The sequence below is a fragment of the Nocardia sp. genome (genome assembly GCF_025465275.1).
Classification (GTDB): domain Bacteria; phylum Actinomycetota; class Actinomycetes; order Mycobacteriales; family Mycobacteriaceae; genus Nocardia.
This window is the reverse complement of sequence record NZ_JAODNK010000153.1, coordinates 86,304-110,969: the sequence shown is the minus strand read 5'-3', so window position 1 is coordinate 110,969 and position 24,666 is coordinate 86,304. Positions and strand designations below refer to the sequence as shown.

Genomic DNA, 24,666 nt, shown 5'->3' with positions numbered 1-24,666 from the left:
GATGGACATAGACAACGAACGTGTCGGTAGCGCCGAGCCGAGCCTCGTCCGCCCATATTCCCTGACCGCCGGCCGTACGCGGCCGAAGGTGGAATTGGCGTTGGAGGCGCTCGTCGCATCGCATCCGGTCGCCCTCGAGCGGCAGTTCGAACTCACCAACATCGAGACGTCAATCGTGGAGTTGTGTAGAGAATCGCCGTCTGTCGCCGAGGTCGCCGCGCGCCTGGGTATCCCTATCGGGGTGGCCCGGGTGCTGGTCGCCGACCTCATCGATGCCGGCCATGTGCGGGTTTCGGCGACATTGAAAGACGATTCCAGCGACGATGAACGTCGCGAGCTGATCGAAAGGGTTCTCAGTGGACTCCGGCGTATTTGATTCGACGACACAGGTCGATACGCGCACAAGCAAGCCCACGTCGGCCAAGATCGTGGTCGCCGGTGGTTTCGGTGTGGGTAAGACGACCCTGGTAGGTGCCGTCTCGGAGATTGTTCCGCTGCGCACCGAGGCTTTGGTGACCAATGCCAGTGTCGGCGTGGACAGCCTCACAGGTGTCCCGTCGAAGGCCACCACCACGGTGGCCATGGACTTCGGCAGGATCAGTCTTGCCGACGACCTGGTGCTGTATCTGTTCGGCACGCCCGGCCAGTACCGCTTCTGGTTCATGTGGGACGACCTCATCAAGGGCGCCATCGGCGCGGTGGTGCTGGTCGATACTCGCCGCCTGGAGGACAGTTTCGCCGCCGTCGATTATTTCGAGGCGCGGAACCTACCCTTCCTGGTGGCGATCAATGAATTCGATGATGCGCCAAGGTATCCGGTCGAGGACATCCGTCAGGCACTCGCTGTGCCCGCGGATGTGCCGATCCTGTCGATGGATGCTCGTCGACGGGAACCGGTGAAGCAGGCCCTAGTAGCTGTTACCGAGTACGCACTGCGCAAGGTTGTGCAGGGCTATTAGTTTGCGGCCCCTTCCGGGGCCGCAAACTGCTGCGCCGAAGGTGGCGCAGTGGAACACCGGCTCGACGTTGACCACAGCAGCGTCCGAGTCCGGTTAAGCTCGCGCCCGTGAAGATTTCGGCGCGCGAATTGCTCGGCGAATTGCTCGATCCCGGTTCCTTCGAGAGCTGGGATCGACCGCCGATCGAAGTCCCTGCTTCCCCGCAGTATCGGGCGGAGTTGGAGGCGGCTGCGATATCGGCGGGCACCGATGAGTCGGTGCTCACCGGTGCCGGGTTGCTGCGTGGACGGCCGGTGGCCGTAATCGCTTGTGAATTCAGTTTTCTCGCCGGATCTGTCGGTGTGGCAGCGGCCGAACGCATTGTGTCGGCGGTGGAGCGCGCGACGGAGCTCGGCCTGCCGCTGCTGGCGTCGCCGACCTCCGGTGGCACTCGAATGCAAGAGGGCACAGTCGCTTTCGTGCAGATGGTGAAGATCGCCGGCGCCGTCGCGACGCACAGGTCCGCGGGGCATCCGTATCTGGTGTATCTCCGGAATCCGACCATGGGTGGCGTGTTCGCCTCGTGGGGATCGTTGGGGCACATGACTTTTGCCGAACCCGGGGCATTGATCGGCTTCCTGGGTCCGCGCGTGTACAAGGCACTGTACGGCCGCAACTTCCCTGAGGGTGTGCAGACCGCAGAAAATCTCTACCACAGCGGCGTCATCGACGGCGTGGTGCCGGTCTCGGTGTTTCGCCGTATCGCGCACCGCGCCTTGAACGTGCTGTGCGACGGACCGCAGCCGCTCACCGAAATGGAAAGCAACACCCGCGAATTCGACAATGGCGTGGGGATTCTGCAGGCCGGGCACGAACTGCGCGGGCCTGCCCTGCAGGTCGGTGACAATGTGCCGGCCTGGCAGTCGGTGCTCATCTCCCGCCGCGGCGATCGCCCGGGTATTCGGGACCTGCTCCGTCATGCGACCGACCGAGTTCCCTTGTCCGGCACCGGCCAAGGCGAGTCCGACCGCACGGTGGTGCACGCCCTCGCCCGATTGCGCGGCCAGCCGTGCGTCCTGTTCGGCCACGATCGTTCCGGTCAATCACCCGATCAGACGATGGGCCCGGCGGCACTGCGGGAGGCGCGCCGCGCCATGCACCTGGCGGCCGAACTGCATGTACCGCTGGTGCTGGTCATCGACACCATCGGCGCGTCACTCTCCCGCGAGGCGGAGGAGCGCGGGCTGGCTCCCGAAATCGCCCGCTGCCTGGCCGATCTGGTGACTCTCGATACCCCGACCGTCTCGGTCCTGCTGGGTCAGGGCAGCGGTGGCGGCGCGCTCGCTCTGCTTCCTGCCGACCGAGTACTCGCCGCCGCCAATGGCTGGCTCGCCCCGCTCCCGCCCGAGGGCGCCAGCGCCATCGTCTACCGCGACACCCTGCACGCCCCGAAAATGGCGGCAACACAGGGCATTCGCGCGCCGGAGCTGAAAGCGAACGGCATTGTCGACAGCATTGTCGCCGAATATCCGGACGCTGCCGACGAACCGGTGGATTTCGCCCTGCGCATGGTCTCGGCGATTGCCGTCGAAGTCGCCGACCTGACCTCGAAACCGATGGATGAGCTCCGAGCCGTCCGCCACAACCGCTACCGCCGCCTGGGACTCCCCGGCTGAGCACTGCGACTGATCTTGGTGGCACCGGTTTTGGGGGCTCACCGAAGCATATGCATTTCACTACCGTCGCGAAGCGACACAGAGGGAAATGCTTGCGGCGTAAGACAATTGCTTCGCGAGTCCTGATCGCGGAGGCTTCTCATGTACCGAACCGTTCGTCTCATAGTGACCGGCGCGGTCGCGGCCGCGGCGCTGACCGCCGGTGCGGCCACCGCTTCCGCGGATACGGGTTCTGTCGGCTCGGGTTTCGCATCGGGCTCGTCGGGCATGGTTGTCTCGATCGTGCGGGCGCTGGAGTACAGCCCGGGGGCGTCGTCCGGCAGCTCGAATGTGATCGAGAGCCTGATGGTCAATTCCGGCTCGTTCTCGTACTGCGACCGCAACGGCGGCATCGTTCCGAATTGCTGGGTGCACTAGCCGGGTGCTCCTGCTGAAAGTTAGCTGGTTCACATATCGATATCCGGGGCTGACACGCGCGGGCGCGTGGTTGACGCCCCGGTAAACCGCTTCTACGGTCGGAACGGTGACTTACCGGAGCGAGACCAGCGCAGTTCCTTCCATCGTCCTGAACGACGGGCAGGTCATGCCGAAGCTCGGCTACGGCGTGTTCAAGGTCGCCGCCGAAGAAGCCGTCGACGCTGTAGCGGCCGCGCTGCGGGTCGGCTACCGCAGTATCGATACCGCCGCCATCTACGGCAACGAGGCCGAAGTGGGCAGCGCACTGCGGGAATCGGGGCTGCCGCGCGACGAACTCTTCGTCACCACCAAGCTGTGGAACAGCAATCAGGGCTATGACGCCACGCTGCGCGCTTTCGACGAGAGCATGAAGCGCCTCGAGCTGGACCGATTGGACCTCTACCTGATTCACTGGCCGATTGCTGAGGCCGGACTGTACGTCGATACATTCCGCGCTCTGCAGGCTCTCAAAGCGCAGGGCAGGGTCACTTCCATCGGCGTCTCCAACTTCACCCGCGCGAATCTGGAGCGGGTGATCGCCGAGACGGGTGAGGCCCCGGCGGTGAATCAGATCGAGCTACACCCGTACCTGCCCCAGACGGCTCTGCGCGCCTTCCACTCCGAGCACGGCATCATCACCGAAGCCTGGAGCCCCCTGGGCCGTGGCGCCGAGCTGGAGGATCCGGTCATCGCCGCCATCGCGGGCGAGACCGGCCGCACCGCCGCCCAGGTGATCCTGCGCTGGCACATGCAGCTCGGCAATGTGGCAATCCCCAAGTCGGTCACCCCGTCCCGGATCGCCGAGAACTTCGAGGTCTTCGATTTCGAACTGACCGACGAGCAGCTGGCGCGAATCAACGGCTTGGACAACGGCACTCGCATCGGCCCCGACCCGGACACCTTCCAGATCGACGCGCCCGCCTGATTCCGTCGCGGCCGGCGCTCGCCCTCATGGCTGTGGCCACCGGCTGTCGATGAGGTCGGCGAACATCCGGGTGACGCGGTCGGCGAGAGCGGCCGCGGTGGTGCCCATGTGCGCGGAGCGCGCTTCGAGTTTGCCGTCGAGAGTGAGCGAGGCCAGACCGTGCGCGAGGCTCCACCAGGCCAGGGCCAGGGTTTCGGCGTCCTCGGCCGGTAGCTCGCCCGCCCGGGTGGCGTCGGCGAGCGTGTCCTCGAGGACCGCGAAGGCGGCGTCGCCCGCGTCCTCGGTGTCCGGCTGGTTGTGCGGCTGGGAGAGTTCCGGGCGGAACATCAGCCGGAAGTAGGTGGGGTGTTCGCGCGCGAATCCGACGTACCCCTCGGCCATTTCGATGAGCGCTTCCCGTGCTGAGGAAGTGGTGTCGCGTGTGGAAATCAATGCCGCGCCGAGCAATTCGAAGCCGCGGGTGGCGAGCGCGGCCAGCAGCGCCGCCCGGTCGGTGAAGTGGTGGTAGGGCGCGCCCGGGCTCACCCCCGCCTCGCGTGCGACCCGCCGCAGGCTCACCGCTGCCAGTCCCTCGGTATCGATCAGCCGCAGCGAGGCGCGCAGGAGCTCTTCGCGGAGGTCTCCGTGGTGATAGCGGTCCTTGGTCGGCGGCATGGAATGAGCGTAAAGGGTTGACTTCGGCGCGCCCCGCCATCTATACAGTGTTTAGATTCTAAACACTGCTTAGATTGGAACCCGCTCATGTCCGATCTCGTTCTTGTCACCGGCGCCTCCGGCTATGTCGCCGGGCATGTCATCAGTGAACTGCTCAGCAACGGCTACCGCGTGCGCGGGACCGTCCGCGCGCCGGCCCGCGCGGATCTGTCCCATCTCGACGGCGTGGAGCTGGTCGCGGCCGACCTCGGAGCGGATGCCGGCTGGGCCGACGCGGTCGAGGGTTGCCGCTACGTCGTGCACACCGCCTCCCCCTTCCCGTCCGCCGAACCGGAACACGAGGACGAGCTGATCCGCCCGGCGGTGGACGGCACACTCCGGGTGCTGCGCGCCGCCGCCGCGAGCGGTGTCGAGCGCGTGGTGCTCACCTCCTCGGTGGCAGCGGTCCGCTGCGGCAACCCGGGCCGCGATCTCACCGAGGCCGATTGGTCGGATCCCGCCGCCTGCAACGCCTATGAGAAGAGCAAGACGCTCGCCGAGCGCGCCGCCTGGGATTTCGTGGCCGAATATCCGAAACTCGAACTGTCCGTGCTCAATCCGGGCATGATCCTCGGACCGGTGCAGCGCGCGGTGGCAGGCACCTCCGTCGATGCGGTCCGGCTGCTGCTGGCCCGCGAAATGCCCGGCGTCCCGGATTTCGGTTTCGCCACCGTCGATGTGCGCGATCTGGCCATCGCCCACCGCCTGGCCATGACTTCCCCGCAAGCCGCGGGCAGCCGCTATATCTGTGCGGGAGCACAGGTTTCGCTCCCCACCATGGCACGCACCCTGGCCACCACCTACCGTGTCCCGACCCGCGTCCTCCCCGACTGGCTGGTGCGCCTCACCGCCCGCTTCAATCCGGCAGCCCGCACCGCAGCCCGCTACCTCGGCCGGCAGGAGCGCGTCAGTGCCACAAAGGCCCGCACCGAACTCGGCTGGACCATGCGCCCGGTAGAACAGACCCTCCTCGACACCGCCGCCAGTCTCATTCGCTTCGGCCTGGTCGCAGATCCGGGTGCGCCTCGTGGAAAGAACACGCCCGCCACCGCCCGGCCCGCCGTGGCCTGAACCGTCGCCCCCCACGCGATCCGGAATTTCGGAAATGGCTGCCGCGCTGCGAATCCCGCTATCGGCGCCGCCTTGTTCTATCGGTGCGGCAGGCCCAGATAAGTGGTGAGTTCCACGGCGGCCGCGCGCCCGGCCCGATTGGCGCCGATGGTGCTGGCGGACGGTCCGTATCCGATCAGATGGATGCGCGGGTCGGCGGCCACCTGGGTGGCCAGCTGCCCGGTCATGGTGATGCCGCCGCCGGGCCCGCGCAGGCGCAGCGGGGCCAGGTGATCGAGGGAGCTGCGGAAGCCGGTGGCCCAGAGGATCACGTCGATGTGCTGGAAAGTGTCGTCGGCCCAACGGATTCCGTCGGTTTCGAGGTGGTCGAACATGGGCTTCCGGTCGAGCACGCCGCGTGCCTGGGCGGCGCGGACGCGGTCGTCCTCGGGGAGCCCGGTCACCGATACCACCGAGCCGGGCGGCAATCCGCGCCGCACCCGGTCCTCGACCATGGCGACCGCCGCGCGACCGTCCTCGGGCCCGAAGTTCTTGTCGCGGAACACCGGTTCGCGCCGGGTGACCCACGTGGTCTTCGTCACTTGCGAGATTTCGTCGAGCAGCTGGATGGCGGTGATCCCGCCGCCGACCACGAGCACCTGCTTGCCCGCGAACTCCGCCGCGGTGCGGTAGTCGTGCGCGTGCAGCTGTCTGCCCCGGAACCGATCGGCGCCGCGATAGTAGGGGATGAATGGCTTGTCCCAGGTTCCCGTGGCATTGATGAGCCCGCGGCTGCGAATGCTGCTGTCCACCACCGGTGTAGAGACCGTTCGGTCTTCATCGATGCTGCCGCCCGGCCGGGTCTCCGCATGCAGCAGGCCGTCGACCTCTTCATTCGGGCAGGTCACAGCGGTAGCCCGATCGCACACCACACGCACCGACACCGGCCGATGCACCCGCAGATCGAAGCGCTTCTCGTACAACTCGAAGTATTGCGGTACCGCCGTGGCCGCCTGCGCCTGCTCCGAACCCGCCGGCAACGTCTCCTCGAAGGACATTCCGGGCAGATCGTGCACCCTATTCACGGTGCTCAAAGTCAGTGACGGCCACCGGAACTGCCACGCGCCACCCGCCGCGGGGGAGTGGTCCACGATGAGGAAGTCCTGTTCGGGTCGCAGCCCGAGCCGCTGCAGGTGGTAGCCCACCGACAGACCGGCCTGGCCCGCACCGATCACCAGGATCTCGACATCGGGTGTTGCGGTCACGAACCAGACGGTACGCCCGCTTACAGTTGAGATGACCATGGGTACGCAGCACAGTGGGGAAGGACAAATGCTCGGAGTCAGCCACGATGGCGAAGTTGTCACCATCGAACTGCAGCGTCCGCAACGGCGGAACGCACTCAACGAAGAGCTGGTCGGGCTGTTGCGCGACGCGATCGAGCAGGCCGCCGAGTCGGCGCGCGTCATCGTGCTCACCGGCCAGGGACCGATCTTCAGCGCCGGCGCTGATCTGGACGGGGTCTACTCCGACACCTTCCTGGAGGGCCTACTAGGTATGTTGGCCACCATCCAGACGGTGCCGGTGCCGGTGATCTCCGCCATCAACGGCGGAGCGCTCGGCGCCGGAGTTCAGCTGGCCATCGCCTCGGACCTGCGAGTGATGAGCCCGGATTCGTTCATTGCCGTGCCGGCGGCGAAACTCGGTATCTCCGTGGACCGTTGGACGGTCCGGCGCCTCTCGGCGCTGATCGGCTCGGGTCCCGCGCGCACCATTCTGCTGGGTGCGGATCGGATATCGGCCCAGGACGCCTACAATTTCGGCTTCGCCAATAAGATCGGCACGCTGGCCGACGCACAGCAGTGGGCCAAGCAGATCGCGGAGCTCGCACCGCTGTCGCTGCGTCATATGAAGCTGGTCTTCAATGACGACGGCAGCCGCACCACCGATACCGCCGAGCAGAGCGCGGCCCTGGCGGCAGCCTGGGCCAGCGATGATGCGAAGGAAGCGCGCGCAGCAAGGCTGGAGAAGCGCCCGGCGAAGTTCACCGGCAGATGAACGGAGAGCGTATGGCCGCGAATGCACGCAAACTGGTGGGTATGGCTGCGGGTGCGTTCGGAATTTCCTGGTTGATGCGGGCGGCGTGGGGCATCCCGTCCGCCATCGGCGCCTCGACGTCGGCCATCGCGCCGACGGCGACCGGTGCGACCACCTATCGCAAGGGGCAGTTCCACAACACCGAGCCGAGCTCCCAGCTCACCGGCTCTGGGCTGGATCTGCTGTATCAGCTTGTGACACAGCGAGATACGGGTCGCCCGCCGGGGCAGATCCCGGTGGAGACGCCGGTCGCGCCCGAGCAGGCCGCGGATCTGGCGGTCACCTGGTACGGCCACGCCTCCTGCCTGGTCGAGGTCGACGGGTATCGCGTACTCGCCGATCCGGTGTGGAGCGAGCGCGTGTCGCCGTCGCCGCTGGTCGGCCCGGCCCGCCTGCACCCGGTGCCGACGCCGCTGGAGGCGCTGCCGCCGCTGGACGCGGTGCTCATCTCGCACGATCACTACGACCATCTGGACCGCGACACCATCGACACGCTGGTGCGCACCCAGGACGCGGTCTTCATCGTCCCGATCGGCATCGGCGCCCATCTGCGCCAATGGTCGGTGCCGCCGCAGCGCATTGTCGAATTGGATTGGGGCTCTTCGGTTTCCCTCTCCGAACTGGAGCGTGAGCACGCCGACGGCACCGATCTGGTCATCGCCTGCTCGGAGGCCAGGCATTTCTCCGGGCGCGGGCTGGTGCGCAACACCACACTGTGGGCGTCCTGGTCCATCGCCGGTCCGACCCGCCGGGTGTATTTCGGCGGCGATACCGGCTACACCAAGGCGTTCGCGGAGGCGGGCGCGCGGCTGGGCCCGTTCGATCTGACCCTGCTGCCCATCGGTGCGTACGACCGGCACTGGCCGGATGTGCACATGAATCCGGAGGAGGCGGTGCGCGCACACGCCGATCTGTGTGTCGGAGATCCGGGATACGGGCTGCTGGTGCCGATCCACTGGGCAACCTTCAATCTGGCCTTTCACGGCTGGTCGGAGCCGGTACGCCGGCTGGTCGCGGCCGCACAGGAGGCGGGCACCGAGGTCGCCGTTCCCAAGCCGGGACAGCGGATCGACCCGATTGGCCTCCCACCACGGGATACGTGGTGGGAGGATGTGCGCGAATGACCTATGACCGAGAGTGAAGGAGCAGGTTGCTGTGAGTCTGATAGACACGCTCAAGGGATTGGTCGGTAAGGGCAAGGAAGTGGCGGCCCAGAACGCCGACAAGATCGAGCAAGCGGTCGACAAGGGCAAAGATGTCCTCAACGAGAAGACCGGCGGGAAGTACTCGTCGCAGATCGACAAGGGCGCCGACGCGGTCAAGAACGCCATCCCGGCCGATGCCGCGGCAGAGGCGGCCCCGGCCGCTCCCGCCGAGCCCGCACCGGCCGAGGCGGCTGCGCCCGCTCCGGAACCGGCGCCCGAGCCGGCTGCGGAGCCTGCTCCGGGGGAGCAGCCTCCGGCGTAGTTCCACCCAGGTCGTTGCGGGCCGTTCGGTTTCCGGTTGAGAACGCGCCGGTGACCTGAACGGCCCGTTGGCTTTTCATGCGCTCTAGACTGCTGTCATGGGGTCCCGGCGGGATTTCGGGGGCATCGAGGTTGGTCTGACCAACCTCGACAAGGTGCTGTACCCGGCCACCGGTACCACCAAGGGCGCGGTCATCGACTATTTCGCGGCCATAGCGCCCGCGCTACTGCCGCATATCGCGGGCCGGCCGGTGACCCGCAAGCGCTGGCCCAACGGGGTCGACGCAGCGTCGTTTTTCGAAAAGAATCTGCCCGAGCACGCGCCGAAATGGTTGCCGCGCCGCACCATCGAACATTCCGACCGGCCGGTTGTCTATCCGCTCATCGAATCGGTAGCCGCCATGGCCTGGCTGGGTCAGCAGGCGGCGCTGGAATTGCATGTGCCGCAATGGCGTTTCGACGGCGCGGAGCGCGGGCCGATCACCCGGCTGGTCTTCGATCTGGACCCCGGGCCGGGCGCCGGGCTGGCGCAGTGCGCGGAGGTCGCGCTCATTCTGCGGGATGTGGTGCGCGAGGTGGGCCTGGACGCCTATCCGGTGACCAGCGGCTCCAAGGGAATTCACGTCTACGTACCCCTGGACCGGCAGCTGGGCCCGAACGGCGCGTCCACCGTCGCCAAGCAGGTGGCCACCAATCTGCAGCAGCTGCGCCCGCAATTGGTGACGGCGAATATGGCCAAATCGGCGCGTGAGGGCAAGGTGCTGCTGGATTGGAGCCAGAACAATACGGCCAAGACCACCATCGCCCCGTATTCGCTGCGCGGGCGCACCGAACCGTGGGTGGCCGCACCCCGCGGCTGGGAGGAGATCGAGAGCCCGAAACAGTTGCGGCACTTGCACTTCGACGAAGTATTGCGACGGTGGCAGGAGAACGGCGATCTGCTGGCGGGGTTGGACGAGCCGCTGCCCGAGCGCACCGGCGACCGCCTCGACACCTACCGCTCCATGCGCGACGCACAACAGACTCCGGAACCGGTGCCTGTCACCGCACCGGTGCCGAGTCCCGGGAATCGCTATGTGATCCAACAGCATCGAGCGCGGCGGCTGCACTGGGATCTGCGTCTCGAGCGCGACGGCGTGCTGGTGTCCTGGGCCGTGCCCAAGGGTCCGCCGATCGACACCCACGAGAACCGGCTTGCCGTGCACACCGAGGATCATCCGCTGGAGTATCTGGACTTCCACGGCGCTATTCCGCAGGGGCAGTATGGGGCCGGGGAAATGGAGATCTGGGATTCCGGCGTCTACGAAACCGAGAAGTGGCGCGACGACGAGGTCATCGTGCACCTGCGCGGGCAGCGGCTGGACGGTCGGTACGCGCTCATCCAGACCAATGGCAATCAGTGGCTCATGCATCTCATGAAGGACCGGGCAGCGCCGGACGCCGCGGCGAAAGGCAATGGTGTACAACAGCCTTCGAAGCCGAAGGAGCCGGTGCCGCTACCACACGGCATGACCCCCATGCTCGCCACGCCGGGCGATGTCAGCACGCTCGACGCCGAGCGCTGGGCGTTCGAAACCAAGTGGGACGGCTTCCGCCTGATAGCCGAAATCGACGACAGCTCGGTCTCACTGCGCAGTCGCACCGGGCATGTGGTCACCGGCCGCTATCCCGGCCTGGCCGCGCTCGGCAGCGAATTGTCCGGCCACCGTGTGCTTTTGGACGGTGAAGCAGTGGTCTTCGACGATCACGGCGTCGCGAACCTGGGCCTGCTGCGCGCCGATTCACATCGCGCGGTCTTCGTGGCCTTCGACGTCCTGCACCTCGACGGCACCTCGCTGCTGCGCAAACGCTACGACGACCGCCGCCTAGTGCTGGAAGCCCTGGCGAAACAGGCTCCGTCCCTGCTGGTTCCGACCCGACTCGAGGGTTCGGGGGCGGACGCCCTCCGGCACAGCCAGGAAAACGGCCTGGAAGGTGTGGTGGCCAAACGCCGCGATTCCGTCTACCTGCCCGGTCGCCGCGGTAGTTCCTGGATCAAGACCCGCAATTGGCGCACACTGCCGGTGGTGATCGGCGGCTACCGCAGTTCGGAGAACCGCCAATTCGCCTCGCTGCTGGTGGGAATTCCGCATGCGGGCGGCCTCTACTACCTGGGCCGGGTCGGTACCGGTTTCACCGAACAGGAGCTGACCGACCTGTCCACCCAGCTCCGCCGCCTGGAGCGCAAGACCAGCCCGTTCGACAATGAAACCACCGCGGAGGAAAGCAAGGACGCCGTCTGGGTGAGCCCGAAACTCACTGGGACGGTCCGCTTCATGAACTGGACCGAGGCCGGACGCCTGTGGCATCCGGCCTGGATTCCCGCCTCGGACTGAGGTTCAGCGCGCCGGCGGCCAGCCGGTCTTCTCCAGCAGCGATGCGAGGGTGTCGGTATCGGTGACGATGGCATTGCCCTGGAAGGCGAATTCGTCCCAGGCGCGAGCCAACCCGGCCGCATCACGACCACCGACGGCATCGCGCACCACCACCGGAACGAACCCGAGATCGGTGGAGTGCGCGACGGTCGGCGCAATGCCGATCTCCAGCGCCACGCCGGTGATGGCGTACGCGCCGATGCCCAGATCGCGGAGTGTCGAGGCCAGCGGGGTGCCCTCGAACGCCGACATGGTTGTCTTGTCGAAGACGACCTCGTCCGGCTGCGGCCGCAATTCCGGAACGAGCTGGAACCCCGGCGAATCGGCCTGCAGAATCGGCTTCACCTCGTCCACCGAATCCACCCCCTGCCAGTTCATGGCCATACGCAGCGCAAACGCACCCATGAGCCGCTTGGGCAGAAACAGATGCCGCAGGAAGATGACCGGATATCCGCCGCGTCGGGCGGCCTCGACCACCCGCACCACCCGCTCCACGACCTGCTGCCCATCCGGAAGCTGCCCGACCACCCCGACCTGCATGTCGTAGACGATCACCGCCATCCGCTCCGGCGCACACAGATCCTCGAGCGTCTCCGGAATCTGCACTCCATTACCGTGTCGCATCGCTCTCCGTTATCGGTAGCTCCCACAACAGCTTTCGAAATTCCACAGTACTAGGGAGTTGCCAGAGGGAGGGGAGTCGCCGTCGGGGCCTGGTCGCCGTCGTTCTTGTGCACTTCCCGGAAGCCCGGCAGGAAACGATCGACGAAGGGGATGAGCAGGTGGATGAGTGGCCCGATGCCGAAGGCGTAGACCAGAGTTCCGATGCCGACGCTGCCGCCCAGTACCCAGCCGACCGCCAGCACACTGACCTCGAGGGAAGTTCGGACGACCCAGACCGGCCGACCGGTCCGCCGAACCAGTCCAGTCATCAGTCCATCGCGCGGCCCCGGCCCCATGCCCGCACCGATATAGAGCACGGTGGCTATCGCATTCAGTACCACCGCCGCACCCATGGCCCCCACCCGCAGCCACAGCCCGTCCAGATGCGGAAGCACCCGCAACCCGACATCCACCGACACCCCGAGCACCACGACATTGCTGATGGTCCCCACCCCGGGCATCTGCCGTAAAGGTATCCAGGCCAGCAACACCACCGCACCGGTAATGGCAACAATCGTCCCGAAACTCAACGGCACATGGCCAGCCACCCCCTGATGGAAAACATCCCAGGGATCCAACCCCAACGCCGCCCGCAGCATGACCGCCATAGACAAGCCGTAAAGCCACAACCCGACATAGAGCGCAACCAATCGACGCAACAACATGCGCCAATCATCCCCACAGCTGGCCTGCCAATACAGATCCACTTCCCAGTTACTGGCCTTACATTTCTGCTCGTGGCTCGTGGCTCTTCTCTGTTCTCGTAAACCGGACCACAGCCGGTCGACCCGGCTGGAACCGCCAGCTCTTCTCCCAACTGCGGGAGGATGCTCGGGTACGGCTCCTGACGTGCTGGTGGCGTCGGGTGGGGTACCCGAATTACCTTCCAATTACCTTCCGCGGTTACGGACAGAGCCGAAAAGAACAAGAACTTGAAGGACAAGGACTTGAAGAGCGAAGGCTCGAAGGTTAGAAACTTGACGACCGAAGCGGGCGATGGGTGAGGGGTTTGGGGTTAGGGGTGGGGTGTGGATTGCAGGTGGTGCTGGTGGGATTTTGTTGCGGCGTGGCTTTTTTCGGGCGCGCTGGAGTGCGTTGACCAGGCGGTATGGTCGCTGTAATTGTGGTTCTCCGATGCGCTGGGCTGTCGGTCGGCGCGGTGCGAGTCCGTCGGGACTGGGGCGTCGGGGGTATTCGACGCTGGAGGCGGGTATGCGGGGGAAAGGCTCGGCAGGGTTCGGCCGATTCGCTGGCGGGAGCGGTGCCATGTGGTGGGACCGGTTGGTGGAGTCGGCGGCCAGGTTTGGGCGGTTCTGGCTCGCGGAATCGCTATCGGGGTTCGGACGATTCGTGCGGCGGGGTGTGACGCGGCGGCGGGTTGGGGTGGTCGGGATCGTTGTGGTTCTGGCGGCGGCTGTAGTCGGGCCGGTGGCATGGGCGGATGTGCCGTTTCCGGAGGACGATTCGTTCTACGCCGCGCCTGCCTCGGTGGAGTCGTTTGCCGATGGGGCGGTGCTGAATTCGCGGCCTATTTCGGTGTTGGGGTTGCCGCTGCCTGTGGCGGGGTGGCAGTTGCAGTTCCGGAGTACGGATTCGGCGGGGGCGGCTATTGCGGATGTGGCGACTGTGCTCGCGCCGGTGGTGCCGTGGTTCGGGGCGGGTGGGCGGCCGCTGCTGTCGTATCAGGTCGCGGAGGACAGTCTCGGGACTCGGTGTGCGCCTTCGTTCGCGCTGGGTGGCGGGCGGGATCCGTCGATTATCAATACGGCGCTGGACATTCCGTTCCTCACCGCGATGCTGCTTCGGGGCTGGGCGGTGGTGGTCACCGATTATGAGGGGCCGCAGTCGCGATTCTTCGACGGGGTGAACTCGGGCCGAGGTGTGCTGGATGGTGTGCGCGCCGCCAAATCGTTTGCACCGGTCGGGATTACCGATAGCAGCCCGATCGGCGCGTGGGGGTACTCGGGCGGGGCCTTCGCCACGCTCTGGGCAATGCAGCAGCGGGCCGCCTATGCGCCGGAGTTGTCGTTCGCGGGCGTGGCCTCGGGTGGTGTGCCCGCCGGTATCGCGGATATCGCTCGCCGGGTCGACGGTCAGACGCAGGCCGGTCTGGCGGTGCTGATGCTGGTTGCGTTCGCGCGCAATGATCTCGGCTCAGGATTGCTCGGCGACTTGAACGATCATGGTCGCGATCTGGTCGCGCAGGAGTCCACGGCCTGTGGTGCGGATTTGGTGCTGCGCCACGTGAATCGGCATGTGGATGAATACTCCGATACGCCGAACCTGTTGTGGCACCCACAGTTCGAGGCCGCTACGCAGCGTCAGGAGCTGGGCGGTATTGCGCCCGATGTGCCGCTGTACATGTATCACAGCTCCGCTGACGACGTGATTCCCGTCGCGGGCTTCTCCGCGCTGGTGGATCGCTATTGCGCACTGGGCGCGGATATCACGGCGGTGCACTCCGCCATCCCGGGCCACAATCCGGCGGCAGTGGTGGAGTCCGTCGGTGCGATGAACTTCCTGGCGGACCGCTTCGCTGGGCAACCGGTATCCCCGGGCTGCACGGTGCGCTGACCCGGACGGGCACGGTGCGTGACCTGGCATGGGCGCTGAACCGGTCGGGGCGCACACCGAAAGGTGCGCGCCCCAACAGAATTCGGTACCTACGACTAGTTGACGGTGCTGTTGTTGTACTTGGTGGTGCCGGGCGCCGCCGCCAGCGTGCCGATCAGGTCCATACCGGCGATGAGCAGTGCGGGTCCACCGACCACCAGGGTGCCGATAATGCCGCCGACCGCGGCACCGGCGATAACGCTGGCGATGACGGTGGGTCCGGCGACAATTCCGGTCAGGCCGACCAGTGCGCCGAGCGCGGTGCCGACGAGGGCGCCGATGGCGGTGGCAATGCCGAATTGGCTACTGAAAGTCTGCATGGCCAGCAGGTTTTCATTGGGGGAGGCCACCGGTTTGACCGCCACCGGGTACGCCGCCGAGACGTTCCTGGCGGCAGTGAGCGACAGCGTGTGGGCATCGTCGGCGAGCGAGCTCGTCAGCGGGTACGCCGTGCCGTTGTCCTCGAAGGACAGCGGCAGGCTCACCAAGGTGTTACCTGCGGTGTCCTTGATGTTCACCGAGGAGCCGGACAGCTCGAACTGCCCATTGGTTAGAGTGGTCACCACGGTGTTGCCGACCAGGTTCGCCTGGTAGCCGATATTAGGAACAGCGGAATCGGCATGTGCGACACCGGCTCCCGCGATGGCGACCGCAACGGCGATGGGTGCGGCAACTGCGGTGATCTTGCGCAGCATCATTTGGTTTTCCAATCTTCATCAGGTCTTACGGGGCAAACACGTGCTCAACACGATCGATTCCCTTCCAATCGGAAATGTGTTGAGCCCCCACGCGTTTGCAACTACCCCTTTGCTAGGGATTACGTTAGCGCGCTCGACCGACACGTCTGACCATTTTTGCCACGTGTGTCAGGTCAGAGCAGTAGTGAGACCACGATCCCGGCCGCGCAGAGCAGCACCAGGAGCAGCAGCGCTACCGCATCCGATCGTCCCGGTGAGCTGGGCCTTGCTGTCAGTTCGCCGGTGCCGCCGCGGGTGGTGATGGCCTCGCCGAGCTCGCCCGCACGCCGACTGGAAACGGCCATGCTGGCGGTCAGAATATCCACGAACGGGTTCTCCGACGCCCGGTGCACCAGCGAATCCTTGGGCCGCAGTTTGCGGGCGGCGCGGAGAATCCGCAGCTCCTCCAGCAGCAGCGGCAGCCCGCGCAGGGTCAGCGCGACCACCACGGCCCACTCGTCCACCGGAAGGCGGTGTGTGACGCCCTTGCGAGTCCAGCCGAGCCGTCGCAGCGGTGCGCCGAGCTTGGCCAGCGCGGGCGCGATCTCCCCCATGGGCGTCGTCCAGGCGACCAGGAACGAGGCGCCGAGTAGCAGGAATCCGAACACAATGATCTGCCCGTAGCGCAGCACCGCATCCAGGCCGACCGGGGCATTGATGCCCGCGCCGATCAGAATGCCGATCCAAATCCACCAGGGGAACCGCGGCAGCGTGCCGAGCGGCAACCGGGCCAGGAACCACACCGCGATCAGAAAGACCGCGCTGACCGCCAGCAGTCCCCAGGACGGTGTGAACATGAGCAGGACACTGAAGACGAAGACGCCGACGATCTTGGTACCGGCCCAGAGCCGGTGCACCGGGCTGTCGACGGGAACCTCGCGGAGAATGACGCTCATCGGAGGCCTCCGGTGAAATCGTGCGCCGCAGCGGCAGCGGAATAGGGTGCGGCAGCATCGTTGTCGATCAGATGCCCGTCGCGCAGGTGCACGATGCGGTCGCAGACCACCGACATATCGGCGACATCGTGGGAGATGACGATCAGGGTCAGCCCGGAATCCCGCAGTCGCGCAAGCAATTCCACCACCCCCGCGCGCCCCTCCGGATCGAGTCCGGCCAGCGGTTCGTCGAGCACAACTACCGCGGGCCGGCTCGCGACAATGGCGGCCAGCACCACTCGCTTGGCCTGCCCGCCGCTGAGCGATTCGATGGAATGCGAGGCCAGCGCCCGATCCAGGCCCACCGCATCGAGGGCGCGGGCCACGGCGGCGGTGCCGCGACCACCCCAGTCCTCGATCTCGCCCCCGACGGTCTGGCGCTGCAATTGCAGCCGGGAATGCTGAAAAGCCAACTGCACGGCCCCGATTCGCTTGTGCGAGGCCCGGGTGCCGGTGTATTCGTGCAGCTCGCAACTGCCGCCGCTGGGGACGGTCAGCCCGGCCATGATCCACGCGAGCGTGGATTTGCCGGACCCGTTGCCGCCCACGACGAGCAGTGCTTCGCCGCGCCGCACCGACAGATCGATGCCGTGCAGGGCGGGCGCTTCCCAGGGCGTGCCGTGGTTGTAGGTGTGCCGCACATCGCGCAGCTGCAGGACGGTATCGCCCATCGGTCGCTGTCGGCGATCACGCACCGGCCGGGGCCAGGCGGGCAACTGCTCGACCGAGCGTCCGCGCTGCAGGTGCACGACCCGATCGGCGGCCGCCGCATCGGCCTCGTGGTGGGTGACCAGCACCACCGCCATGGCGTGCCGGCGCGGTAGATCGGCGAGCAGTGCGACCAGATCGCGCCGCCCCTCCGGATCGATCATGGAGGTGGCTTCGTCGGCCAGCAGCAGGGTGGGTTTGCGAGCGAGCGCCGCGGCGACGGCGAGCCGCTGCTGCTGCCCGCCGGAGAGGGTCGCGGTTTCGCGCCGCCCCATGCCGGCCAGCCCGACTTCGCTCAGCAGTCCGTCGATATCGACCTGCGCGGCCAGTTCGGTGGGCAGCCCCCACACCACGTCATCGGCGACGAGCACGCCGAGCGTCTGACTTTCCGGGCGCTGCAACACCATTGCGGTACCACCGGTGACGCCGAGTCCGGCCGATCCGGGCCGGGTGACGGTACCGCCGGTCGGCGGCCGCCCCGCGAGAATCCTGGTGAGCGTGGACTTTCCGGACCCGTTGTGCCCGACGATCGCCACGAATTCGCCGACCTGCACGGTCAGATCGATGCCGTACAGCGCGTCGGTGTGCGTGTCGGGATAGCGAAAAGCGACCTGCCGCAAGGTGATCGGCAATGGCGCGACCGGCCGATCGTCGGCGGGAGCATCGAGTAGATCGTCGCGTCCGGGCAGCCAGGCCAGCCGATCCAGCACCGATCCGAGAACGAACCAGGACACGATGCCGCTGACGACCATGCCCGCGATGATGCCGCCGCCGATCCAGGCCCACCACCAGTGCAGGAATGCTTCGGTGTATCCGGCAATGTGCCGCCCGAGCGGCTCGAGCAGCGCCTGCCGTGCCGCGAGGTTCTGCAAACCCTTGGCGCTGTTGCGAATATTGTCGAACAGCAGGTGCCGTGTCCCTGCGAGCACCAGCAGCATTCCGACGGAGAACGCGGCGAACACCAGTCCGGCCAGCGCGGACAGTCCGAGCACCGCGGGCAGCCCGCCGCGTCGCCGCTTGACGGTCCCGATAATGCCGCCGATCACCGCCACACCGACCAAGTTGGTGGCCGGCGTCATCCCGGCCGCCACAAACGTCACCAGCGTTCCGGCAATGGTCGCCGTGAGCACCGCGCGCAGCCGATGCCGATGCGCGAGCAGCCCGATAGGCACCGCGGCCACCAGTTGCAGCGCCGCCGCGAAGGGCACCAGCGACCCGACGGTCACCAGCCCGACGGTAGCCCCGCCGAGCACCGCCCCGGTCGCGAGTTCGATGGGCCGAAGCGGGCCGTGCGCGAGAACGGACCCGCGCCGCCGGTCCGGCACGGCATTACGAGTCTGGGACGAATCGGTCACGCTAACCAGTCTGCCGTGTCCCAGCGTGTCCCCAGGTAGACCTCACTACATTCACACAAGTTCGACAGTTTCTACATACATGCGCAACTATGCATGAGTTGGATTAGGCGGTCTGCCGCCGGTCGGCCTCATACCGGGGTGAGTCGGTAGTCCGCGCGCCGGAGCTTGCGGGTGCGGCGGCGGTAGCTGCGGGTGGTGCCGGGCCAATTGTTGGTGATGCGCCCGGATTTTGTGCGATACCAGCTGGTGCAGAAATTCCACGGGGTCCGAGCCAGTCGCTGCTGCAGGGCGGTGTTGTACTCGCGCTCGGTCTCCGGCAGCACCTCCAGGCAGTGCCCGGGCTGCTCGGCCAGCAACTGCACGGCATGCCGGATATAGCGAGCCTGCGACTCGATCATGTAGATGATCGATCCCACGCCGAGATTCGTATTCGGGCCGTAGACCATGAACATATTCGGGAAGTCCGGCACCGTGATTCCGAGATAGGCGTGCGCACCGCCCTCCCACACATCCGACAGATTGCGCCCGCCGCGACCGCGAATCTTCATGGGCCACAGGAACTCCGTCCCCTTGAACCCGGTGCCGTAGATGATCACCTCGGCCGCATGCAGCACACCGTCGGCCGTCCGCACCCCCTCCGGCACGATCTCGCTGATGGCCGTCGTCTCCACCGTGACATTCGGCTGCGTCAATGCCGGGTAGTAGTCGTTGGAGAACAGCCCGCGCTTACATCCGATCGGATAGTCCGGCGTCAGCTTGGCCAGCAACTCGGGATCGGTGACCTGCTCCGCGAGATGCTTTCCCGCCATCCGCGCGACCGCCCGCGTGATCGCCGGGTACTCCACCAGCCCCAATGCCACGAACTCGGCAATGGCCCACCACGAGAAGCGTTCCGCCACCGGCAATCCCGGCACATGCAACAGCACCCGCTGATGAATCGGCTTGTAATCGGTATCGAATTTGGGCAGCACCCAGGCCGCCGTCCGCTGGAACAGCGTCAGCTGCGCGACCTCCGGCTGGATCTCGGGAACGTACTGGATGGCACTGGCCCCGGTCCCGATGCACGCCACCCGCTTCCCTGCCAGCTCCACCCCGTGATCCCACTGCGCCGAGTGAAAGGACTTCCCGGCAAAGCTTTCGACGCCGGTGATCGCAGGCAGCGCGGGCCGCGACAATTGCCCGACCGCGGAGATCAGCACATCCGCCGTGCGCGCATCGCCGTCGGCTGTCTGCACGGTCCACTGCCCGCTGACCTCATCGAATTCCGCATCGGTCACGTCCGCCCCGAATACGATCTGCTCGAACAACCCGTGCCGCTCGGCCACCCCGCGGATATACGCGACAATGTCCTCCCGCCCCGAATACCGCTGCCGCCACTTGGGTTTCGGCTCATACGAGAACGAGTACAACGGCGAAGGCACATCACACGCCGCCCCCGGATACGTATTCTCCCGCCACACCCCACCCAGATCGGCCGCCCGCTCCAGAATGGTCACCTCCCGAAACCCATTCCGTTGCAGCTCGATAGCCATCCCGAGCCCGCCGAACCCCGCACCGATGACAATGACCGAAGGCATATGGCCCACCTCACATCGAAGACCCCTCCACTCTAAGAGCGCGCCGTCAGGTTCGTGGGCGACCGGATCGAGAATTTCGGCCATAATCTGGCTATGAGTACGGTGCAGGAGGCGGGGATTCGGGACTGGGACTTTCCGCGTGGGGTGGCGAGTGTGGCGCTGATGGTGGGGTTTGCGCGGGAGCAGGGGGTGGGGGCCGGGCGGATACTGCAGGGGAGTGGGCTCGGCGAGAAGACGCTGGGGGATCCGGATGCGCAGATCGATGCGCATACCGAGCTCGCGGTCATCCGGAATCTGGTGCGGGAGCTGGGGGCGCGCCCGAACCTCGGGCTGGAGGTGGGGCGGCGGTATCGGATCACCACGTTCGGGATCTTCGGGTTCGCGTGCGTGAGCAGTCCGACGCTGGGGGAGGCGATCGCCTTCGCGCTGCGGTATCTGGAGTTGAGCTTCACGTTCTGCATTCCGGTGGCGCGGTGGCAGCCGGGGGAGTTCGTGGCCCGGATCCACGATGAGCGCATCCCCGCCGATGTCCGCCGGTTCCTGGTCGAGCGGGACGTCACCGCCATGTTCCAGATGCTGTGCGATCTGCTGGGCCATCGGGTGGATCTGCTGCGCGCGGAGTTCGATTTCCCGACGCCGGTGAATATCGACCTGTATCACGAGATCTTCGGCGTGCTACCGCTGTTCGAGCAGCCGCACAATCTCTTCTCGCTGAATCCGGCGATATTGGAGCAGCCACTGCCGCAGGCCAATGAGCACACGCTCGCCATGTGCCTGGCGCAGTGCCGGGAGCTGGTATCCCGCCGCCGGGCGCGCACCGGAATCGCGGCGGATGTACGGGAGTCGCTGGTCCCGCGCGGTGGCGCGGACGGTTTCGCCGCACCGCCCGGAATCGACGCGGTGGCAAGGGATCTCAATATGAGTACCCGCACCCTGCGCCGGCATCTGGATGCCGCGGGCACCAGCTATCGGCAGCTGCTGGACGAGGTGCGCCGTGCGCTGGCGGAGGAAATGCTCACCGCCACTCCGCTTTCGGTGAGCGATGTGGCGATCCGGCTCGGTTATGCGGAGGCCTCGACCTTCATCCACGCCTTCAAAAGATGGACGGGGACAACGCCTTCGGCCTATCGGCGCGGTGCGGTCAGTCCAGCGGTTCGCTGAGCCAGCCGCCCATGGCGACCGGACGGAACATGGAAAGCAGCCGGCCGTCCTGAATGGAGTGCATGACCAGCGAGGGGCCGGGTGCGAAGTCGATCGGCACGTGTCCCGATCGGGCCGTTTCCCATTCGCCGCCGATGGTCGAGGAGACACTCGGCGCGACGATGAGCGGCTTGCCCGCGAAGGACGTGACCAGTCCCGAGTGGACATGCCCGGTGAGCACACCCAGAATGCGATCGTCCCCGGACACGATGTTCTCCAGCCGCTCCGGATTGGTCAGGCGAATGGGGTCGACCACCGTGCTGAGCACCGGAACCGGCGGATGGTGCATGGCGATCAGCACCAGTTCGTCCGGCGGCGCGGCGGACAGCAGATCGATGAGCCAGCTGTAGGTCTCGTCATCGAGCAGCCCCTCGGGCTTGCCCGGAATGCTGGAGTCGAGCATGGCCAGCGTGACACCGTCGACGCTGTGTGCCTGATTGATCGGACCGTAACCCGCGGTGCCGTCGAGCAGCACCTTGCGCAGATTGCCGCGATCGTCGTGATTGCCGGGCATGATCACCACCGGCACGTCGGCGACCAGGGCATTGCGGGCCTGCTGGTACTCCTCGATTTCGCCTTCATCGGCAATATCTCCGGTCACGATAATGACGTCGGGGCGCTGCGGCAGCTCGGCCAGATAGGCCATCACCCGCTCGGCGCGTTCGTTGTTCCTGGCGCCCATATTGAAGTGGGTGTCACTGAGCTGTGCCAGCAGAACCATCGGCATTCGCTTTCTGTGAAGGGCCGCACCATTGCGCCCGATCGTGCCGCGCCAGCGCGCCACGTCACCAGGCTAGATGCCCTACCGGTAGGGGTCTCAGTGAGACTCGCCACCGAATATAGCTAGTGCCTATCTTGCCTCCGCTTCGCGCTGTGTTTATTTTGCCTCCGCTTCGCTCCGGCGGGTTCGCGGCCCTGGAGTCTCGTTCTTCCCTCCTTCCGCTCCTCCAAGGCGCAGGTCTATGGAGCCGTTCGCTCCCCCGCTCCACTCAGTCCAGAACGAGACGGGCCGCGAACCTTGATAGCTGATCCGGGTCGGGTGTAATCGAGGTCTTGCCGACGGTCCAGAAGTCCGGGCCCGGCTCGGCTTCGAGGTCGAGCACCGGGGGAGTGCGCCAATCCGCGTCCAGCAGCAGGCGCCACGAATGCAGGTAGGTGCGGGCATGCGCACCGGACTTGTCGAAGAGCGGATCGCCGACGATGGGATGTCCGATCCAGGCCAGGTGCACGCGAATCTGATGCCGCCGCCCGGTGATCGGCCGTAGTGCCAGCACCGTGTGCGACTCGGTGCGGGCGAGGGTCGCGAATTCGGTGACCGACGGATAGTTCTTGCCCGCCAGCACATCCCGCTCGTCCACCCGCCAGCTGTCGCCGTCGCGCTGAATGCTCTCGCGGGGCGCGGCAATTCGCACCCGGTTCTTGCGGCCCACGCTCAGCGGCAGGTCGATGACGCCGTGATCCGGCAGGCCCACCGGCCCGGTGGTGACCGCCAGATACGCCTTCTGCGCTGTGCGCTTGTTGAACTGCCGGGTCAATTGCCCGTGCGCCGGCAGTTCTTTGGCGAGCAGCACCAGTCCGGAGGTCACCTTGTCGATGCGGTGCACGGGGTACAGCGTCTCCCCGTGTGCGGCGGCGAGTTCCACGATGTCGGTGTCGTGGCGCTCGCCGGTGACCGAGATCCCGGCCGGTTTATTGAGCGCGAGGACATTGTCGTCCTCACTGATCAGGCACTGTTTCCGCAGTTCGGGCCAACGCGTATCCACAGGGTCCAGCGTAGAGAGCGCCCGCGATCAGGCGATGGCCCGCTCCAGTTCGGCCAGCCCGTCCTCCATATGCGCGGGCAGCCGGTCCAGATCCGGCACGGTGCGGCGGCAGCCGACAAAGCCGAAATCGAGGTTCTCGCCATTGGTGGTCAGCGTGATGTTCATGGCCTGCGATTCGAACGGAATCGACAGCGGGTAGTTGCTGTCCAGTCGCGCGCCCTGCATGTAGACCGGTTTACGCGGCCCCGGCACATTCGAGATGACGAGATTGAACGGCATGCGCGGCAGCGCCTCGAACCCGGGAATCAGCGAGACGCCCAGCGGCGACATGAGCAGTGCCGAGAGCGCCATGGCTTCCAGCTTCGGCAGTTGGGTGAAGACCTGTTTGGCCTCGCGCATGGAAGTGCTGATCGCCGTCAGCCGCGCCATCGGATCATCCAGGTGGGTGGCCAGATTCGCCAGGCAGGCGGCGACCATATTGCCTTCGGAGGCGTCGGCCTCGGCGGCGGTGCGAATATTCACCGGCACCATGGCGATGAGCGGTTCGGGCGGCAGCCCGTCGTGCTCGATGAGGTAGGTGCGCAGGGCGGCGGCGCTCATGGCCAGCACCACATCATTGACGGTCGCGCCGGTGGCCTGGCGCACCCGGTTGATGCGCTCCAGTGGCCAGGAGCGCACGGCAATGCGCCGCGCCCCGCCGATCGACACATTGAACATGGTGCGCGGCGCGGTCATCGGCATGGTGAGCCGGCCGTCGATGGCCCCGCGCAACGGCGCGGCAATCGATGCGGTGCTACGGACCATGCGCGGCAAGGCTTTTCGCAACTGCTGCCACGAGCTGGTGCGTTCGACGCCCGCGAGTTCGGCGCTTTCGCGGATGGGCGCGGTGCCCCACGGCACCCGCACCTGCGAATCCAGCGGATCGTCCGTGAGGGTGCGCTGCAGCAACCGCATGGCGGACACGCCGTCGATCAGTGCGTGATGCATTTTTATATAGAGCGCGAAGCGCCCGTCGTCGAGGCCCTCGATGAGCCGGGCCTCCCACAGCGGCCGGTGCCGGTCGAGCAGGATGCCGTGTAGTCGTTCGGTGAGATCCAGCAGATCGTCCATGCCGCCGGGCGCCGGCAGCGCGCTGCGCCGCAGGTGATAGCCCAGATCGACCTGCTCGGCATGCGACCAGGACAGGCTGGAGAAGCCGCCCAGCGTGCGGCTGGGCTGTCTGCGGAAGCGGGTGCGCACCTCGGTGGAGGCGGACATGGCCGTGTAGAGGTCGTGCACGAATTCCGGTCCCGCGTCGGCGGGCGGTTCGAACAGTTGCAGACCACCCACGTGCATCGGATGTTCGCGGGATTCGATGGCAAGGAAAATAGCGTCGAGAGGGTTCAGAAGGTCCATCGGTT

23 protein-coding genes are annotated in these 24,666 nt (G+C 66.4%); 12 read left to right on the top strand and 11 right to left on the bottom strand.

Annotation, left to right across the window (positions count from 1 at the left end):
• Position 1 precedes the first annotated feature (1 nt).
• The 5 genes from JWN03_RS32825 to JWN03_RS32805 all read left to right on the top strand — a co-directional run bounded on the left by JWN03_RS32825 (position 2) and on the right by JWN03_RS32805 (position 3,995).
• Positions 2–376 carry a DUF742 domain-containing protein gene (locus tag JWN03_RS32825; RefSeq protein WP_297623103.1) on the top strand — a complete coding sequence of 125 codons (375 nt, stop codon included), beginning with the start codon at positions 2–4 and terminating at the stop codon, positions 374–376.
• Positions 357–959, top strand: a complete 603-nt coding sequence (locus tag JWN03_RS32820) for a GTP-binding protein (RefSeq protein ID WP_297623101.1) — start codon at positions 357–359, stop codon at positions 957–959. Before JWN03_RS32825 ends, JWN03_RS32820 begins: the two co-directional genes overlap by 20 nt.
• Before the next feature lie 107 nt (positions 960–1,066).
• Positions 1,067–2,614: an acetyl-coenzyme A carboxylase carboxyl transferase subunits beta/alpha gene (locus JWN03_RS32815; protein ID WP_297623099.1), complete on the top strand. Its 1,548-nt coding sequence runs from the start codon at positions 1,067–1,069 to the stop codon at positions 2,612–2,614.
• Between the two features lie 141 nt (positions 2,615–2,755).
• Positions 2,756–3,031: a hypothetical protein gene (locus JWN03_RS32810; protein WP_297623097.1), complete on the top strand. Its 276-nt coding sequence runs from the start codon at positions 2,756–2,758 to the stop codon at positions 3,029–3,031.
• Positions 3,032–3,137: 106 nt separating this feature from the next.
• Positions 3,138–3,995: an aldo/keto reductase gene (locus JWN03_RS32805; RefSeq protein ID WP_297623096.1), complete on the top strand. Its 858-nt coding sequence runs from the start codon at positions 3,138–3,140 to the stop codon at positions 3,993–3,995.
• Positions 3,996–4,019: 24 nt separating this feature from the next.
• On the opposite strand, the gene JWN03_RS32800 is transcribed toward JWN03_RS32805, so the two are convergent.
• Positions 4,020–4,649, bottom strand: coding sequence for a TetR/AcrR family transcriptional regulator (locus JWN03_RS32800; protein ID WP_297623094.1), 630 nt, complete (start codon positions 4,647–4,649; stop codon positions 4,020–4,022).
• A gap of 87 nt (positions 4,650–4,736) precedes the next feature.
• Here JWN03_RS32800 and JWN03_RS32795 point away from each other — a divergent pair, with 87 nt between their 5' ends.
• Positions 4,737–5,759: an SDR family oxidoreductase gene (locus tag JWN03_RS32795; RefSeq protein ID WP_297623092.1), complete on the top strand. Its 1,023-nt coding sequence runs from the start codon at positions 4,737–4,739 to the stop codon at positions 5,757–5,759.
• A 77-nt stretch (positions 5,760–5,836) separates the two neighbouring features.
• On the opposite strand, the gene JWN03_RS32790 is transcribed toward JWN03_RS32795, so the two are convergent.
• A complete protein-coding gene (locus tag JWN03_RS32790; RefSeq protein ID WP_441343100.1) occupies positions 5,837–7,042 on the bottom strand; it encodes an FAD-dependent oxidoreductase in 1,206 nt (401 codons plus the stop codon).
• 28 nt (positions 7,043–7,070) lie between these two features.
• Here JWN03_RS32790 and JWN03_RS32785 point away from each other — a divergent pair, with 28 nt between their 5' ends.
• The 4 genes from JWN03_RS32785 to JWN03_RS32770 all read left to right on the top strand — a co-directional run bounded on the left by JWN03_RS32785 (position 7,071) and on the right by JWN03_RS32770 (position 11,676).
• Positions 7,071–7,796: an enoyl-CoA hydratase gene (locus JWN03_RS32785; protein ID WP_297623393.1), complete on the top strand. Its 726-nt coding sequence runs from the start codon at positions 7,071–7,073 to the stop codon at positions 7,794–7,796.
• 11 nt (positions 7,797–7,807) lie between these two features.
• On the top strand, positions 7,808–8,959 hold the full coding sequence (locus tag JWN03_RS32780) for an MBL fold metallo-hydrolase (RefSeq protein ID WP_297623088.1): 1,152 nt from the start codon (positions 7,808–7,810) through the stop codon (positions 8,957–8,959).
• A 31-nt stretch (positions 8,960–8,990) separates the two neighbouring features.
• Entirely contained in the window at positions 8,991–9,302 is a 312-nt protein-coding gene (locus tag JWN03_RS45870) for an antitoxin (protein ID WP_441343099.1), read from the top strand.
• A gap of 97 nt (positions 9,303–9,399) precedes the next feature.
• Positions 9,400–11,676 (top strand): ATP-dependent DNA ligase, encoded by a 2,277-nt coding sequence (locus JWN03_RS32770; RefSeq protein ID WP_297623086.1) that lies wholly within the window; start codon positions 9,400–9,402, stop codon positions 11,674–11,676.
• A 3-nt stretch (positions 11,677–11,679) separates the two neighbouring features.
• Here JWN03_RS32770 and JWN03_RS32765 read toward each other — a convergent pair whose 3' ends face one another.
• Both JWN03_RS32765 and yczE read right to left on the bottom strand, forming a co-directional pair.
• Positions 11,680–12,339, bottom strand: coding sequence for a cysteine hydrolase family protein (locus tag JWN03_RS32765; RefSeq protein ID WP_297623084.1), 660 nt, complete (start codon positions 12,337–12,339; stop codon positions 11,680–11,682).
• A gap of 50 nt (positions 12,340–12,389) precedes the next feature.
• Entirely contained in the window at positions 12,390–13,043 is a 654-nt protein-coding gene (yczE, locus tag JWN03_RS32760; RefSeq protein WP_297623083.1) for a membrane protein YczE, read from the bottom strand.
• Between the two features lie 763 nt (positions 13,044–13,806).
• Here yczE and JWN03_RS32755 point away from each other — a divergent pair.
• Positions 13,807–14,952: a lipase family protein gene (locus tag JWN03_RS32755; RefSeq protein ID WP_297623081.1), complete on the top strand. Its 1,146-nt coding sequence runs from the start codon at positions 13,807–13,809 to the stop codon at positions 14,950–14,952.
• A 95-nt stretch (positions 14,953–15,047) separates the two neighbouring features.
• Here JWN03_RS32755 and JWN03_RS32750 read toward each other — a convergent pair whose 3' ends face one another.
• The 4 genes from JWN03_RS32750 to JWN03_RS32735 form a co-directional block, all read right to left on the bottom strand.
• Positions 15,048–15,689, bottom strand: coding sequence for an ammonium transporter (locus JWN03_RS32750; protein WP_297623079.1), 642 nt, complete (start codon positions 15,687–15,689; stop codon positions 15,048–15,050).
• Positions 15,690–15,862: 173 nt separating this feature from the next.
• A complete protein-coding gene (locus JWN03_RS32745) occupies positions 15,863–16,624 on the bottom strand; it encodes an energy-coupling factor transporter transmembrane component T family protein (protein WP_297623077.1) in 762 nt (253 codons plus the stop codon).
• Positions 16,621–18,696: an ATP-binding cassette domain-containing protein gene (locus JWN03_RS32740; RefSeq protein WP_297623391.1), complete on the bottom strand. Its 2,076-nt coding sequence runs from the start codon at positions 18,694–18,696 to the stop codon at positions 16,621–16,623. Before JWN03_RS32740 ends, JWN03_RS32745 begins: the two co-directional genes overlap by 4 nt.
• Before the next feature lie 158 nt (positions 18,697–18,854).
• Positions 18,855–20,303 (bottom strand): flavin-containing monooxygenase, encoded by a 1,449-nt coding sequence (locus tag JWN03_RS32735; protein ID WP_297623075.1) that lies wholly within the window; start codon positions 20,301–20,303, stop codon positions 18,855–18,857.
• 93 nt (positions 20,304–20,396) lie between these two features.
• Between JWN03_RS32735 and JWN03_RS32730 the strand changes: the two genes are divergently transcribed.
• Positions 20,397–21,464, top strand: a complete 1,068-nt coding sequence (locus JWN03_RS32730) for an AraC family transcriptional regulator (RefSeq protein ID WP_297623073.1) — start codon at positions 20,397–20,399, stop codon at positions 21,462–21,464.
• Here the strand turns inward: JWN03_RS32730 and JWN03_RS32725 are convergent.
• From JWN03_RS32725 to JWN03_RS32715, 3 genes are all read right to left on the bottom strand, one after another.
• The gene (locus JWN03_RS32725) at positions 21,445–22,230 is read right to left on the bottom strand and encodes a metallophosphoesterase (RefSeq protein ID WP_297623070.1); all 786 of its coding nucleotides are present in this window, start codon (positions 22,228–22,230) and stop codon (positions 21,445–21,447) included. The two genes, JWN03_RS32730 and JWN03_RS32725, sit on opposite strands and share 20 nt — an antisense overlap.
• Positions 22,231–22,492: 262 nt before the next feature.
• Positions 22,493–23,266: an RluA family pseudouridine synthase gene (locus JWN03_RS32720; protein ID WP_297623068.1), complete on the bottom strand. Its 774-nt coding sequence runs from the start codon at positions 23,264–23,266 to the stop codon at positions 22,493–22,495.
• Between the two features lie 27 nt (positions 23,267–23,293).
• Positions 23,294–24,661, bottom strand: coding sequence for a WS/DGAT/MGAT family O-acyltransferase (locus tag JWN03_RS32715; protein WP_297623066.1), 1,368 nt, complete (start codon positions 24,659–24,661; stop codon positions 23,294–23,296).
• Positions 24,662–24,666 lie beyond the last annotated feature (5 nt).